The following is a 15,142-nucleotide window of genomic DNA, read 5'->3' on the forward strand; positions in this document are numbered from 1 at the left end:
GAATAAGGCTGTAAGTTAATGAAGTTAAAGTTCACTACTCGTTGACCTCCTTAATGACGGCCTTAATGTCAACTTTGCCATTTTGTGAGACTGGTAATGTTTCACGGTAAACATAACGTTGCGGAATCATATATGGCATCAGATTCTTAGCTAAATCATCCTGAATCATTTTGGTAATTTCTGCTTCGGAATATTGTTCTTTAACACCATCTTTGAGTTTGATTTCCGCTACAATCTGCTTAACCGTATGGTCCTGATTATATTTAGGTGCAGCTACACCATGATCAACCAGTTTATTCATACCGATATAATGGTTGATTTCTTCCAGCTCGATGCGGTAGCCGTTGAATTTGATCTGGAAGTCAATCCGCCCGCGATAAAAGAGCATGTCCTGGTCGAAGAAACCTTCATCGCCTGAACGATGACTGAGATATTGGTCACTCGGCTTTTTAAAGAAAGCCTTAGCAGTCTTCTCCGGATTATTCATATAACCCTTAGATGTACTTGGGCCAGTAATAATGATTTCACCTTCATCAGGCTGATCACCTTTAGTTTTGTCAATAGTTATTTTGGTGTCCGCTTTAACCTTGCCAATTGGCAAGCGGTCATATTTCTTTAAAATTGCATCTGTAATTTCCACTTGGGTGACTGCAACTGTTGTTTCGGTAGGTCCATAGGTGTTAAAAATGCGTGCCTGAGGAAATTTCTTTTTTAGCATTACTACTTCATTGTGGGGCAATTCCTCACCGCAGAACAAAAAGTGAGTCAAGTTTGGGTGATGATCAGCAGTAAAAGTTTTATCCAAAAAACACATTTGCGCAAATGACGGAGTTGAAACCCAAACGTTAAATTGTAATTGGGGTAGAGTCTGAAATAATTGAGCAAAATTTTGTGTTACTTCATGTGGCAAAGCCACTAACTTCCCTGCTCCAACTAAAGCCGGATAAAGACTCATCACTGAAAGATCAAATGAATACGGTGCTTGGGACAAAAATGCTGGATGCTGAGGCAGATCAAAGTCTGTCATTTCCCAGTTAATAAAGCTAAGCAGATTATTATGACTAATCTGCACGCCTTTAGGTTTGCCACTGGTTCCCGAAGTAAAAATAATGTAAAAGTTGTCATCACCTTGGACAAAATTTGCAGGATCGGGTTCATAATTTCCCCTTTCCACATCTTTAGGACGTACAACCTTAATAGGAGGTAAATCAATTTCTGGCAGATCATCAATTGCAAAAATTGCTTCAGATTGAGAAACTTCCTGAATCATGACTATTCGTTCTGCATTAGAGTAACTGGCAATAGGAATATAGGCGTGACCTGATTTGACACAGCCTAAGAAGCTGGCAACCATTTCAAAGTCCTGACCGCCCCAGATCATAACGGGACTTTGCGGTGAAAGTCCTAAACCAGCAATTTTATGAGCCCATTCATCTGAGCGTTTTTTGAGATCACCGTAGGTATTAGTTTGACCTAAATAGTCATAGGCAATACGTTCAGGATCCGCTTGAGCAACTTTATCAATTTTTTTAATTACATTTTCAATCATGATTTGTACCAGCTTAAAATTCGTTATAAATAAAGTGAACAGAAGTCAGCCCACTGTATTGATATAAATAAATTAACAACATTAAAATGACACAATAGATAACCGTCGTTAAAATGAACTTCCCAATACGTTTTCCACGTGAATCATTTTTCTCTTTTTTAGCCATAATTTCATATCTTTCTCAATATTAATAAAATGTACTATCGAATATAGTACTACTAAAGTTTTGTCACCTAAAAATCCACCTCAAATTTTTACCAAATTTAAATATTTTCCCATTTCGTCCGTTTATCGTTCGTCGTTCAACTTGCGACAATCATTATAAGCAAAACAAAGCGGAATTAAAATTATGAATGAGCCAAACAGTATAGTAATTATTAACAAGATAAAAAGATTAGTTGGCTTTAACCAACGCTCACTCTCTGCGGTAGTTAAAATATATGTGGCAAATAAAGCTGTAAAAATTAGTTCCCCTAAAAACGTGTAGGCCAATGCACCTTGACCAATTAATTGATATAGCCGCAGCCAGACGCTTGCCGGAAGTAAGCAAAGCCACCCGGAAAAGCGTAACCAGAAAGTGATTTTTTTACGATAATCTTGTCTACTCATTTTTCTCCTTAAAATCTCAACTATCCCTTTCAAATAGAGTAAACCTAATTATAACAATGAGTTTTGTAACAAACAATTTTGTAGCAACCGAAATTTGTATTTTGTCATTTTCGTCATACTTTTTTCACATTTTATAGTTATACTATAATTGTGGTATAGAAAAGATATAGATCTTTTCTATATCATACTCAACTTTTTGTTTTTCATTCATACTCCTCCAAGTATAATAATGAAAAAACCGAAATGACTTTACAGGTCATTTTCATATCTATCCCTTTCGACTCACGTGCATTACGTGAGTTTTTCTATACTCTTAAACAGTTCTAAAGAAATTCTTTACTCTTTTATAAGAGATTTTCTACTTTAACTTCATAATTTAGAGATATCATTTTAAATGTAGTAAGCAATAGCAATGCTTACTACATACTCCCACTTTTTTATTTCATTCATTCTTACTCCTTCAAAGTAGATGAAAACTAACAGGCTCGCACACCTTGCGAGCCTTTTTTCTTTGTTATAGGATTAATTTAGTTATTTATTACTTATCAATATGAGAGGTCTATATCTAATGTTTTCACCCACAATAAAACACTTACTGGAAGAAAAATCAGGTTCATTCATTATTCCTGCTTCCCGTATTGCATTTGTCGAAGATGACAATCCTTTGTACCATGCCTTTATGATTTTAACTCGTGTTAAATATTCAAAAATTCCAGTCCTTGACCGCGAAAGCCGTGTAGTTGGCCTACTAAGCTTAGCAATGATCACAGATAAAATGATGGAAACAGATGATATTTCTCTTGAACCATTAAATCAATTGCAAGTGCGCGATGTAATGCAAACCGAGTTTGACAAAATCAACTTTGTGCAAACTACCCTGGAAACACAGCTTCATTTACTAGTTGACAATGCCTTTTTACCCGTCGTTGATGACTATGGCGTTTTTCAAGGACTACTGACAAGACGCGAATGGATTAAAGCATTTAATTACATAGCGCACAACTTTGAAAAGGAATATAAAGTTACTCCAATTACTAAAAATAAGCAATTATGAGATATACTGTAAATTTATAATTATTTATTACATTTTTTAGTGTACTTTACTTCAAATTAAGCTATAATATAATTAGCTAGGGAAATCTAGGTTTTATTTGGTAATCCAGCTATTTAGTTAGTACAATGTGAAAAATTGATTTTGATTTTATGTTATTTTGTAGACATATACGCAATTACAATATTGACATCCCTGATCTTAAAAAATTAAATAACGCTTTGCTAAATTAGTTAATAAAAATTAATAGATATTTCTTGAATAATTAGAAAAGAAGAGCACTAATATGGCAAGTAAAAAAATTTCTGCGCAATTGACATTTTTGATAAGCGCAATTATAAAAAATTGGACTTACCCAAATGATCAAGAGCTATCACTAAAAGACAGAGCTGAGTTGGTTTCTCAACTAAAAAATTTGACAAAGAGCCCAGATAGTATGGACGAGGCTGCTAAAATCACTGATGCTTTTTACAAAGATAAAATAAATAAGCGGCTTAAATCAATAGATTCTAACTTTTCGTGGATTTTTATAATTTTGCAGCATGAATTGGTGTCTGCTTCGCGCTTACACGCTCTTCTCCTTGATTTAGCCAAAGAAGAACACTTTTCAGAAAAGGGAATTGCGAAAATTAACCAGTATTTTGCAGAAACTGATGATTATGGTGATAATGATGACTTTATAACAATGTCTTCCTCCGATTTGATTGACTCATTAGGACGGACTAAAATTTTCCACATTCATCCAGCTAAAGATGAATACAAAACTTTTAATGTTAAAAAGCACACAGCGAGAACTACACCCAAGTCAATTAAAGCAGAGAATCAAGCAAATAAGATCATTAAGTTAAAAAACCACTAATTAAAAGAAGCAGTCAGATGACTGGCCTTTTTTTTACCTAAAATTCAGCACTAATTTAGAATAAGTCTAAATTAGTGCTAAAATAGAGGTGTGTTTCTTTTTGTTGGAGGCATAATGCATGAGTTTTAAACGTCAGTGGAAGTTTTTTTGTGTTTTGGCTATCGGAATAGTAGCTTTTATTTGCCAGTTTGGCTTAAAAACAAAAAGTCTTTTTCAACTGGGAAGTTTACAATTTCCAATTGAAACTATCCTAATGGATTTAGTCGGTGTTATAATGGCATATTCCTTGATCACTGAAATAGTTGGCGACTTTAAATCGGGACGGTATGGTGTTGATATCTTAGCTGTAATAGCTGTCGTTTCTACTATTCTAATTGGTGACATTTGGGCTGAATGGATGATTCTAGTTATGATGACTGGTGGGCAAGCTTTAGAAGATTACGCCACTGGTCAAGCAGATAAGGAACTCCGTTCACTTTTAAACAATTCCCCTACTATTGCCAACAAAATCAGCAATCAAAAAATTATTTCGGTAAATGTAGAACAATTAGCAATTGGCGATCACATTCTAATTAAGCCTGGTGAACAGGTACCTGTAGATGGAAAAGTCATTAAAGGTGAATCCACTTTTGATCAATCTTCTTTAACCGGTGAATCGGTACCAGTTGCCAAAAATCCTGGGGATCAATTAATGTCCGGTTCAATTAATGGTAGTGTTGCTGTTGAAATGGCTGTTACTAAAAAAGCTAGTGATTCAGAATATCAAACAATCGTTTCATTAGTTAAATCTTCGCAAGCGCAGCCGGCTAAATTTGTCAAAATGGCTGATCGCTATGCTGTTCCTTTTACTATCATTTCCTTAGTAATAGGACTCGCGGCTTGGATTCATTCCGGTAATCCAATTAACTTCGCAGAAGTTATGGTTGTTGCTTCGCCCTGCCCATTATTAATAGCTGCGCCTGTGGCATTAGTATCTGGCATGAGTTCCATGTCTAAACACCATATTATTGTCAAATCTGGTCCCACATTGGAACAACTAGCAACAGCAAAAACTTTTGCCTTTGATAAAACTGGTACTTTGACGGAAAATCAACTGGTAATTGATGAAATCATTCCTGCTGATAATAGCAGTTATAGTGCAGAAACTCTACAAAGCTACGCCACTAGTGTCGAACAACAATCAAGCCATATTATTGCCAATTCACTAGTTAAGGTAGCGGATAAAAAGCTTTTAAAACCAGCTACACAAATAAAAGAGTCAACTGGTCAAGGAGTTAGTGGGATAGTTGAAAACCATTTAGTCAAGGTGGGCAAACTGAGCTACATTAAACCAGAAGATAATTTTCAAAAAGTGCAGGAAACCAATGCTACAGCTATTTACATCTCAATCGATAATAAATACGCCGGCTGTATCACATTTAAAGACCAAGTTAGACCAGAAAGTGCGCAGACAATTAAGCGTTTAAGGCGCCAAAGCAATGCTCATATTATGATGTTGACAGGAGATCATAAAGATGTTGCAACTAAAATTGGCAAGGCGCTTAATGTAAAAGATATCCGCTATGAATTATTACCAGCAGAAAAAATAGCTGCGATTAAAAATGTAAAGAAAGAAAATCGACCAGTTGTGATGACTGGTGACGGAATTAATGACGCACCTAGTCTGTCTGCTGCTGATGTTGGTATTGCAATGGGAGCCAAGGGGGCCTCAGCTGCCAGTGAAAGTGCAGATGCTATTATTATGGTAAATGATTTATCTAAAATTAATGATGCCGTAGCTATTTCTAAGCATACGATGAAAGTCGCTAATATTGATGTATTAACAGCTATCACAATAGTAATTATTATTGAATTAATTGCATTTACTGGTGCTATTCCCGCATTTTGGGGCGCTATTTTACAGGAAGTAGTAGATATGATTTCAATTAGTTTGGCACTTTTAGCTAAAACTACGCCCAAAAACCCAGAACAAACAGGAATCAGTAAAACTACGAATTAATGAAAAATTTTTCTATTTAAAAAGCCTGATAAATCTGCGTTTACATGAGACGCAATTTGTCAGGCTTTTTATATGAACCCCAAGGAATTAAAAATCATATGGGATAAAATTGAATAACGTAAATCCTTGCTGGTAGTGTAAACCCATGCTAACACACAACCTAAGGCCCAATAAACGAGTAAATATTTAGTTAATCCAGGATCGTGAGCGTAACCAAAAGTAAGTCCACTTAGCAGTATGCCCAACCATTTATTACTACTTGTGTTTTTATTGAAAAAAGCATTAAAAAATAGTCCGCGAAAAATTATTTCCTCAAATATGGGTCCCACAATAATAACCATTACAGGAAAAAAGTAACCTGCCTGATAAGAAATTTGATCAAGAAGTTTCTGATTAGTAGAAGTTTGCTCCGTATTAAAGCCTAAAGCCAATTGAATAGTTGCACTGACAAAAATCAACATTACTGCCCCTAAAAGAGACAGCAATACTTTTTTAACCTGCCAGTGTGGATTACCATTATAATTTCGCTCGTTACTACGCCTTAACTGCAAGCAATAAAAGTAAAATACTAATAGCAGAGCTATGACAGTAATCATAGCAGTCAACAGTACGAAAGGAATATTTCCTAAGCCCAATGATTCTCTCAACCTGTAAGGATAAAAATAAAACTGCTGTACAATCGTATAAAGTATAAAAGCGAGTATTATTGTAATTATATTGCCTAGAGAATAGAAAAACTTTTTCATCTATTACACCCCTTTCTGACTAGAATAAAAGTAAATCCTTAACTAATTTTACACAGTATCTCAGTAACAATAGAACTTACCTGTATTTGTCGTTAACGCGCACATATTACAATCAGATTGGCAGTTATTTCCCGGGAAATAACTTTTCTTATTCTAGCATACTTTAATTTACTAGGACTTTTTATACATATTTATTATAATAGACTTATCTCTAGAGCAAAGGCAGGGTATTATGATTAGACTTTTTGAGATCTTAAACCAGAATCGGTCATTTATAATTCTTTCACTTATTATGCTGGCAACACTCACCGTTTTTTTAGTTTCCTGGTTGAAAGAGCCTCGGAGATTACTTAATGGTATTCTTTTCACAGTCTTTTTGTTAACATTCGGTGTTTGGCTCACAGTAATGATTCTATCTACGAGCTTAAGGCCGCTCATTTTAACATATGAAATTCTAGTAGCTTTATTTGTAGCCGCAATTACTATGATGGCTGCCTTTTCCTGGCTGTTTTTCTTATGGAATGCATATATTGTCTGGAAACGCGAAAGTCACACACTGTCAAACTTATTAACACTCTTTATTGGTATCGGGATAATAGTCGTGTGGTTAATTGCACTAATTGGTCCGTTCAGAAACATGCCATCATGGGTCAGAATTCTCTTGTATGCACCAACAGCTGTTTTCGATTATCTGCTTTTTGTTGCTTATAACTTTTTAGTAAATTTGACTTTCTACCAAATTGTACCTAGACAATATAACCAAGACTATTTAATTGTTTTAGGTGCCGGCCTGTCGCAAGGTGAAACAGTTACACCACTTTTAGCTAGTCGTATCAATCGTGCAATTGAATATGCTCAAAAGCAGGTTACTAAGGGAAGAAAAAAGCCTAAGTTTATTATGTCCGGTGGTAAAGGCGGAGACGAAAAAGTTTCTGAAGCACAGGCAATGACTGAATATGCAATCGCTCGTGGAATTGAGCCTAGTGATATATTACTAGAAGATAACTCCAAGAATACCTACCAAAACATGAAATTTTCGGCTGAGGTTGCCGCAAAAGATTTTGGCAGTAAAAAATACAGAGCAAAATTTTTCAGTAATAATTATCACATTTTTAGGGCTTCTCTTTATGCTAAAGCTGCTGGGCTGAATGCCAACGGCGTAGGCTGCTATACCCGTTTTTATTTTCTGCCCAATGCAATCGTGCGTGAATTTGCTGCAATTTTACTTTTAAACAAGAAACGGCATATTATCGCTATCCTATTAATTGTGTTATTCTTTATTATCTATGCTTTATTTGATTTATCTGGACTTATTCATTAAAATAATTATCTTCTTTTGGCTTTGCTCTTTCATAAATGTTAAACTATCTGTTATTAATTAATTATTAAAAAGAAAGAGAAAAAGACATGTTACAATTAAAAGATTTGCGCAAGTCATATCATGTCGGTGATACGGTTACGCATGCACTTGATGATGTTTCCATATCATTTCGTAACCAAGAATTTGTCGCAATTTTGGGACCTAGTGGGTCTGGTAAAACCACGTTATTAAATGTCATTGGCGGACTTGATCGCTATGATAGTGGAGACTTAATTATTAATGGTAAATCCACTAAAAATTTTAAGGAAACTGACTGGGACGCTTACAGAAATAATTCTGTCGGCTTTGTTTTCCAAAATTATAACTTAATTTCGCATTTATCAATTATTGCTAACGTCGAATTGGGAATGAATTTATCCGGGGTTTCTGCTTCTGAGCGTCATAAGCGAGCAGTAGATGCTTTAACCCAAGTTGGCTTAAAGGATCATATTTCTAAAAATCCCAATCAACTATCTGGTGGTCAAATGCAGCGTGTCGCAATTGCACGAGCTTTGGCTAATGATCCTGATATCTTACTGTGCGACGAACCGACCGGAGCTCTTGACACTGAAACATCTGAGCAAATCATGAAGCTGATTAAAAAACTGTCGAAAGACCGCTTAGTAGTTATGGTTACACATAATCCCGATCTAGCTCAGGAATATGCCAGTCGAATTGTCAACTTTCAAGATGGTAAAATTTTAAATGATTCCAATCCCTTTAATTCGGAAGAAGAAAAAGATACTTTTAAGCTGAAACGGACAAAAATGTCATATTGGAATGCCATCAAGTTAAGTTTTACCAATATTATGACTAAAAAAGGCAGAACAACTTTGACAGCCTTTGCGTCAAGTATCGGGATTATATCTATCGCAGTTGTTTTAGCCTTATCTAATGGCTTTCAAAAGCAGATTGATACAACGATGAGTAAGGCACTAGCCAAATATCCCGTTACCATCAATCAAACCGCCACCGATGCTTCAAGTATCGAAGATCGTAACGAATCCGATAAGAATGTCAAAAATCGGGGCTATTTAACTGTTGAAAAAGATAAGATGCAGGAAGCAACTCATCAAAATAAAATTAGTCAGAAATACGTTAATTACGTAAAAAAAATAAATCCTAATTATGCTAACAATATTTCCTATCAGCGTGGGATTAACTTGAATTTGCTCACTCGCAGTAAAAATAAAATCAAACGTGTCCAGTTTTCCCCTATTTCAGCTAGTTCAGATAGTTCTCAAGCAGCTGCCCAAATGCGGATGCAAGCAATTAATGCTACTGGGTTAGGCTCATCAGTATTTCCTACCACACTTAATTCTGGTAAAAGTAATTTTCTGAAAGAAAATTATCAACTTTTGTCTGGAGCGTGGCCGCATAAAGCTACCGATTTGGTTTTAGTAACAGATAATGAAAATAAACTAAATATTAATATTTTGAAAAATTTAGGTTTCAAAGTTAAAGCTGACGAAAAAATAAAGTATCCCAAATTCGTTGGTAAAACCTTCAAAATTGTCGCCAACAATGACTATTATCAAAAATTGCCGACCGGTATGTTTATTCCACAAAAAATCAGTAATTCTATGTACGATAATAGCAAAACTAAGCTTCGGATTGTAGGCATTATCAGGCCAAAAGACCAAAATTCTATGGCACTTTTGTCATCAGGAATTGCCTACAGTGACCAGTTAACACAAAATATTATCAATAAAAATAAAGCTTCAGAGATAGTAAAAGCACAAAAAAAGACTACTCAAAATGTCATGACTGGTCAAAGTATGAATTCCCAGGAAAAGAAACAAATGATACAGTCAATTGGTGGTTCCACCATACCGACTAGCATGATGATTTATCCCAACGATTTTGATGCCAAAGATAAAGTACTTGATTATTTAGATAAGTGGAATCGTGGTAAAAAGAAAAAAGATAAGATTATCTATACTGATATGTCAAGCGCTGTTACTTCGATGACTGGCGGCTTGCTTAACGGTATCACTACTGTCTTAGTTGCCTTTGCCGCAATTTCTTTAGTAACATCAATGATTATGATTGGTATTTTAACTTATACTTCTGTTTTAGAAAGAACTAAGGAAATAGGAATCTTAAAGGCACTGGGTGCCCGTAAAAAAGACATCACCAGGGTATTCGATGCCGAAACATTTATTTTGGGTGTTTTTTCCGGTGTTTTAGGTGTATTCATTGCTTGGTTGCTGGTCTTCCCTATTAATAGTCTTCTTTACTCAATTACTGACTTAAGTAATGTAGCACAACTTAACCCTACGCACGCCCTGATATTAATTATTATTTCAACCATTCTAACTATGATTGGTGGCCATTTGCCAGCGCGGATGGCAGCTAAGAAAGATGCAGCAATTGCACTAAGAAGTGAATAAAAACAGTATTTTAGAGTTTACTTATTTTTTGTTACATGTGAAACAAATATAGGTAAGCTCTTTTTTGCATAATTTTAAAGTAATATCTATTGCCGCATCCTGTTGACAAATTGGAATATACCAATCTATAATTAACTTAACTAATATGGAGGCGTAAATAAAAATGAAAATTATTATCACAGAAGATAAAGCCAGTGGCAGTAAGAAGGCTTTTGACTTATTTATAGATAGCATTGCTAATGGCACTAAAGTAATCGGTTTGGCAACCGGCTCAACTCCCGTTACTTTATACCAGCAATGGACCGAAAGTGATTTGGATAACAGCAATTTAATTAGTATTAATCTTGATGAATACGTTGGCTTAACTCCCGATAATGACCAAAGTTATCATTATTTTATGCAAAAAAATTTGTTTGATAAAAAGCCTTTTAAACACTCATATGTTCCTGATGGAATCAAAGCCATTAAGGATCCCGAAGGCGCTTCAGCTGACTACAACAGAATAATTGCAGAAAACCCAATTGATCTTCAACTATTAGGACTAGGTCAAAATGGTCACATTGCTTTTAATGAGCCTGGAACTTCATTTGATTCTGTTACCCACGAAGTACAACTAACTGAGAATACCATCAAAGCTAATTCTCGCTTCTTCAACAACATTGACGATGTTCCTAAATCAGCTATTTGCATGGGCATTGCAAATATAATGTCTGCCAAAGAAATAGTGATTATGGCTTTTGGTGACAATAAGGCTGATGCTGTGCAAAAGATGGTTGAAGGTCCAGCTACAGAAGAAGTACCAGCTTCAATCTTACAAAAACACCAAAATGTTACTCTTATTGTTGATCAAGCAGCAGCAAGCAAATTAAGTTCAACAATACATAAGTAATTAACTGATATTAAGTTAAAAAGGGCGGTGCATTAAAAACCGCTCTTTTTGTGTGCAATTTTACAAACTGTTATTGTATACATATGGTGCATATTATTAGTCTGTTAAAATAATCAGTATTATTATTAAGATGAACCATGAGAGGATGGTGATAAGTTGAAGAGGAGTAAAAAATGGCTATTGGTATTAGGCATGTTATTACTATTACCTGTGCCTTGTTACTTAATATGGGAAACCAGTAGTTTTTGGCAAAAGTATTTAAAGATTAAATTGCCGCATTTAGGTGCTCTTAATCCGATATTTGCCTGGTATTTAATTGGTATCAGTATAATTGTTTTTATAATACTAATTGTTAGTTTAATTGTCATCCTATTTTGGCCAGTCCAGAGAAGCTTTAATTTAATTCATAAAAGTGATGGTCAAGTTAAAGTTACTTCAAAAGCCATTAACGGCTATGTAATGAATTCACTTGCTGACTTACCTTACTTAAATAATGCAAAAGTTAGTTCTAAGTTAACAGGTCATCGAATTAAAATTAAAATTGGCGGTGACTTAGGTCCTGGTGAAAACATTGCTGCCCTGCTTAACGACTATCTTGAAGAATTAAAAAAGAACCTGAAGCAGTTGCTAGGAATTGAACAAAAACCAAAAATTAAAATCAAGTTTATCAATTATCACAAAGGAGATAAACCTGAAAGGCGCGTTCAATAAAGGAGGTCAAAATGAAAGAAGAATATAAAAAATACCTCCCAGAAATAAGCGGTGCTGTAATTGGTTTGTTACTGGCATTTTGCTTTTTGGTACTGGGATTTTTCAAAACTATTTTCGTCATTGTAATGTTAGTCTGTGGCTTTTTAGTTGGTCATTACTGGCCGGTATTTAAAAAGATGTTGCAGAATAAATAATTTAATATAAGGAGTATATGCAATATGGTACAATCAAGTTCAAATCAAGGAAGTTCAAAACCTGAAGTTAAAGGCGATCTAAAATATGATTCAAAGGTGATTCAAAAAATCGTGGGTATTGCCTTATCTGACATTAAAGGTCTTTTAACAGTTAACGGCGGCTTTTTCTCAAATATTGCTGATAAAATTGTTAATAGCGATGACGTCACTTCAGGTGTAAATGTTGAAGTAGGTAAAAAGCAAGTAGCTGTTGATATTGAGATCGTTGCAGAATATGGCGTCGACATTACCAAGCTATATGATCAAATTAAAGAAAAGATCCAAGAAAAAGTCAAAGAAATGACCGGTCTTGATACAGTTGAAGTCAACGTTACTGTAGTTGATATTAAAACTAAAGAGCAGCATGAAAAAGATTCTGTCAGCTTACAGGACCGTATCACCGGTGCTGCTAACGACACAAAGGAAAAAATTACCGATCAAAAAGACAAGGCTCAAGATAAAGTTGAGGAAAAGAAGAAGGAATCTAAAGAATCTAGAGTTAAATAATAAATATAATTTCAATCTGCAAGCACAAGCTAATTTATAAATTGCGTGTCTGAGAACAAATAAACTATGAACTTATGAAAAAGAAGGTAACGTGCAATTTTGATGTGAACCCTAAAAATATGACAAATTTGGGTATCATATCATTTGACTGCTTTACCTTCTTTTTATCTCTATTATTAAATTATAAACAATAGCTCAATTTTCTCTCAGGTCTAACTTCTTTGCCAATATTTGTTCAAAAGCACTGACAAATAAAACTCGCTGCCTTTTTATTGGCTTAAGGGATTGTTTATCTCAAATTCATTTAATTGAGAATAAAAGATATTCAAATTCCAATTAGCCTAATTCGATTATTCGATCAAACTGCTTTTTAATTTCCGGTCGCAAGTGATGGGAAATGTAAATCAAGGTCACTCCTTGCAAGTCAAGTAAACTTTGTTCAATCTTTTGACCATCTTGTTCATCAATGGCCGAAGTGATCTCATCTGCCAAAACAACTTTAGGTGAAGTAAGTAAATTACGTGCCAGCGCAATCCTTTGCTTTTGGCCACCTGAAATATTGTTACCAGCATGCTTTAATGGTGTATCAAGTCCTTGAGGACTATCAGCAATAAAGTTTTCTAATCCTGCTTGTTCTATCACCTTATCAAGGTCTGTCTGCTGAACTGACCGTCCCAAAGTAATATTGAAGCGCAAACTGCCATCAAAAATGTATGATGATTGGTCAATATAAGAAAGTTGCTGGCGCAATGAATTTTTATCAATTGTCCGGTATTCAGTGCCATCCCAGGTGAGTGAACCTTCATAATCTGTAAGTAAACCCGCTAAGAGTTTAACTAATGTGGATTTGCCACTGCCAGAGGCGCCAATGATTGCAATGTGCTCACCTTGTTTAATTACTTGAGTAAAATCAGACAAGATTGAATGTTTGTTTTGATCATAACTAAAAGACAAATCATTTATTGCAATTTCATCAGTTAGGGGTCCGACTGGCTGACCAGGTTCATTATCGCCCTTTACTAACTTGTTATATTTATCAAAGATTGGCTGAACGGCACGAATCGCTGTTAGCTGAAAACTAATGTTAGTCAATCCACTGAATACTTGCCCAGCCATTGAACCAACGATTAAAATGGCCCCAATAGGTAATTCGCGTTGGAAAGCTAAGTAGCCAGTTTCTACAGTCAAAATAATTTGTGATGCAATGCTAACTAAATTAATTAAAGCACCTGAAAAACTGCTCTCTGATTGATAGGCAACCATTGCTTGGCCAGCTTTTTCTGAAGCTTTTAGGACAGCTTTTTTAATTAAGTTGCGTTGACCTAACATTAATAAATTAGTAAATCCTTCGAGTACGTCAGTTAACTTCGTAGTTAGTTGTTGATTCTTTTCACTTTGGGCAACAGACAATTCACCAAGCTTTTTTTGAAATATTTTGGGAAATGATACCATGATGACGGCTAAAACCAGTGTAGTTACTAATAATAAAGGATGATAAAACAACAGTACCGTTGAAGATAATATTGCTAGTACTGTACTACCAAAAGCACTATTTATTGCTTGGTAACCACTTTGGTTAAGTTGGTTAATGTCATTGGTAAACCATGACAAGTAGTCAGATTCATTATTGTGATTGAATTCTTCATATTCTTGATCAGCAATGGTTTGGGACAAGTCTCCCCTAATTAGGTTATCAACTGTCTTTATAACAATAGCTCCGTACTTGGAAGTGATAAAATAAAATAGTAGAAATACGACCCAACCAAGGGCAGATATTGCTTCATTAATAAAAAAGCCGGATAAACTGCGGTTAGTTAATGAAGTTAATGCATTCCCACTGTAAATGTTAGCAACTATTTGTCCTATTTGCCAGATTACCAAAGCAATGGCTAAAATTAGGTATTGCTTCCAATTGCGTCTAACGTATAGCCACAGATTAAATTTTGTTTTTTCAGTTTTCAAGGCTGCTCCTTTCATAATAAAAAATGTTCCTGTGAAATGGCAGGAACATAAACTAATTTATAGTGTGATTTTTAACTAATTGACGACTGTAGCGCCTGCTACAGTACAATAAACAGGACCAGACAACGCTTTGGTAGCTTCATCATAAAAACTATTAGTGGCTTCCATTTGATCTAATGAACTAATTGGGATAGCAAAACCCTTAACGACAACGGCTTTTTTTTGTTTTCAATGTTGTAGCAACCATAAAAATTCTCCTTTACTAAATATATTA

At 35.0% G+C, this 15,142-nt stretch carries 14 protein-coding genes; 9 read left to right on the forward strand and 5 right to left on the reverse strand.

The genetic code is table 11. The features are described from left to right. Window positions 1–34: 34 nt before the first annotated feature. From dltA to Q0K80_RS07820, 3 genes are all read right to left on the reverse strand, one after another. Window positions 35–1,549: a D-alanine--poly(phosphoribitol) ligase subunit DltA gene (dltA, locus tag Q0K80_RS07810; RefSeq protein ID WP_294605125.1), complete on the reverse strand. Its 1,515-nt coding sequence runs from the start codon at window positions 1,547–1,549 to the stop codon at window positions 35–37. Between the two features lie 13 nt (window positions 1,550–1,562). Further along, complete coding sequence (locus Q0K80_RS07815) at window positions 1,563–1,715, reverse strand: teichoic acid D-Ala incorporation-associated protein DltX (RefSeq protein ID WP_294605128.1); 153 nt, start codon at window positions 1,713–1,715, stop codon at window positions 1,563–1,565. 122 nt (window positions 1,716–1,837) lie between these two features. After that, window positions 1,838–2,158: a hypothetical protein gene (locus tag Q0K80_RS07820; protein ID WP_294605130.1), complete on the reverse strand. Its 321-nt coding sequence runs from the start codon at window positions 2,156–2,158 to the stop codon at window positions 1,838–1,840. 568 nt (window positions 2,159–2,726) lie between these two features. Between Q0K80_RS07820 and cbpB the strand changes: the two genes are divergently transcribed. From cbpB to Q0K80_RS07835, 3 genes are all read left to right on the forward strand, one after another. Beyond that, a complete protein-coding gene (cbpB, locus tag Q0K80_RS07825) occupies window positions 2,727–3,212 on the forward strand; it encodes a cyclic-di-AMP-binding protein CbpB (protein WP_294605133.1) in 486 nt (161 codons plus the stop codon). A 283-nt stretch (window positions 3,213–3,495) separates the two neighbouring features. Next, the gene (locus Q0K80_RS07830) at window positions 3,496–4,068 is read left to right on the forward strand and encodes a hypothetical protein (protein WP_294605136.1); all 573 of its coding nucleotides are present in this window, start codon (window positions 3,496–3,498) and stop codon (window positions 4,066–4,068) included. Window positions 4,069–4,186: 118 nt separating this feature from the next. Then, window positions 4,187–6,067, forward strand: a complete 1,881-nt coding sequence (locus Q0K80_RS07835) for a heavy metal translocating P-type ATPase (RefSeq protein WP_294605138.1) — start codon at window positions 4,187–4,189, stop codon at window positions 6,065–6,067. Window positions 6,068–6,135: 68 nt separating this feature from the next. Here Q0K80_RS07835 and Q0K80_RS07840 read toward each other — a convergent pair whose 3' ends face one another. Next, a complete protein-coding gene (locus tag Q0K80_RS07840) occupies window positions 6,136–6,813 on the reverse strand; it encodes a type II CAAX endopeptidase family protein (RefSeq protein WP_294605140.1) in 678 nt (225 codons plus the stop codon). 232 nt (window positions 6,814–7,045) lie between these two features. Here Q0K80_RS07840 and Q0K80_RS07845 point away from each other — a divergent pair, with 232 nt between their 5' ends. The 6 genes from Q0K80_RS07845 to Q0K80_RS07870 all read left to right on the forward strand — a co-directional run bounded on the left by Q0K80_RS07845 (window position 7,046) and on the right by Q0K80_RS07870 (window position 12,906). Then, window positions 7,046–8,134: a YdcF family protein gene (locus tag Q0K80_RS07845; protein ID WP_294605142.1), complete on the forward strand. Its 1,089-nt coding sequence runs from the start codon at window positions 7,046–7,048 to the stop codon at window positions 8,132–8,134. A gap of 86 nt (window positions 8,135–8,220) precedes the next feature. After that, window positions 8,221–10,566 (forward strand): ABC transporter ATP-binding protein/permease, encoded by a 2,346-nt coding sequence (locus Q0K80_RS07850; protein ID WP_294605144.1) that lies wholly within the window; start codon window positions 8,221–8,223, stop codon window positions 10,564–10,566. Between the two features lie 163 nt (window positions 10,567–10,729). Then, a complete protein-coding gene (locus tag Q0K80_RS07855; protein WP_294605147.1) occupies window positions 10,730–11,455 on the forward strand; it encodes a glucosamine-6-phosphate deaminase in 726 nt (241 codons plus the stop codon). Window positions 11,456–11,611: 156 nt separating this feature from the next. Then, window positions 11,612–12,166 carry an alkaline shock response membrane anchor protein AmaP gene (amaP, locus tag Q0K80_RS07860; RefSeq protein WP_294605149.1) on the forward strand — a complete coding sequence of 185 codons (555 nt, stop codon included), beginning with the start codon at window positions 11,612–11,614 and terminating at the stop codon, window positions 12,164–12,166. 11 nt (window positions 12,167–12,177) lie between these two features. Further along, a complete protein-coding gene (locus Q0K80_RS07865) occupies window positions 12,178–12,360 on the forward strand; it encodes a DUF2273 domain-containing protein (protein ID WP_038524776.1) in 183 nt (60 codons plus the stop codon). A gap of 24 nt (window positions 12,361–12,384) precedes the next feature. After that, entirely contained in the window at window positions 12,385–12,906 is a 522-nt protein-coding gene (locus Q0K80_RS07870; protein WP_294605155.1) for an Asp23/Gls24 family envelope stress response protein, read from the forward strand. A 336-nt stretch (window positions 12,907–13,242) separates the two neighbouring features. Here Q0K80_RS07870 and Q0K80_RS07875 read toward each other — a convergent pair whose 3' ends face one another. After that, entirely contained in the window at window positions 13,243–14,868 is a 1,626-nt protein-coding gene (locus Q0K80_RS07875; protein WP_294605159.1) for an ABC transporter ATP-binding protein, read from the reverse strand. Between the last annotated feature and the right edge of the window lie 274 nt (window positions 14,869–15,142).

The sequence above is a fragment of the uncultured Lactobacillus sp. genome, assembly GCF_945290125.1.
GTDB classification, from domain to species: Bacteria; Bacillota; Bacilli; order Lactobacillales; family Lactobacillaceae; genus Lactobacillus; species Lactobacillus rizhaonensis.

What these genes read in the sequence shown, in the direction of transcription:
- dltA (WP_294605125.1), bottom strand. Translation starts at nt 1,549, where the DNA reads ATGATTGAAAATGTAATTAAAAAAATTGATAAAGTTGCTCAAGCGGAT.
- Q0K80_RS07815 (WP_294605128.1), bottom strand. Translation starts at nt 1,715, where the DNA reads ATGGCTAAAAAAGAGAAAAATGATTCACGTGGAAAACGTATTGGGAAG.
- Q0K80_RS07820 (WP_294605130.1), bottom strand. Translation starts at nt 2,158, where the DNA reads ATGAGTAGACAAGATTATCGTAAAAAAATCACTTTCTGGTTACGCTTT.
- cbpB (WP_294605133.1), top strand. Translation starts at nt 2,727, where the DNA reads ATGTTTTCACCCACAATAAAACACTTACTGGAAGAAAAATCAGGTTCA.
- Q0K80_RS07830 (WP_294605136.1), top strand. Translation starts at nt 3,496, where the DNA reads ATGGCAAGTAAAAAAATTTCTGCGCAATTGACATTTTTGATAAGCGCA.
- Q0K80_RS07835 (WP_294605138.1), top strand. Translation starts at nt 4,187, where the DNA reads ATGAGTTTTAAACGTCAGTGGAAGTTTTTTTGTGTTTTGGCTATCGGA.
- Q0K80_RS07840 (WP_294605140.1), bottom strand. Translation starts at nt 6,813, where the DNA reads ATGAAAAAGTTTTTCTATTCTCTAGGCAATATAATTACAATAATACTC.
- Q0K80_RS07845 (WP_294605142.1), top strand. Translation starts at nt 7,046, where the DNA reads ATGATTAGACTTTTTGAGATCTTAAACCAGAATCGGTCATTTATAATT.
- Q0K80_RS07850 (WP_294605144.1), top strand. Translation starts at nt 8,221, where the DNA reads ATGTTACAATTAAAAGATTTGCGCAAGTCATATCATGTCGGTGATACG.
- Q0K80_RS07855 (WP_294605147.1), top strand. Translation starts at nt 10,730, where the DNA reads ATGAAAATTATTATCACAGAAGATAAAGCCAGTGGCAGTAAGAAGGCT.
- Q0K80_RS07865 (WP_038524776.1), top strand. Translation starts at nt 12,178, where the DNA reads ATGAAAGAAGAATATAAAAAATACCTCCCAGAAATAAGCGGTGCTGTA.
- Q0K80_RS07870 (WP_294605155.1), top strand. Translation starts at nt 12,385, where the DNA reads ATGGTACAATCAAGTTCAAATCAAGGAAGTTCAAAACCTGAAGTTAAA.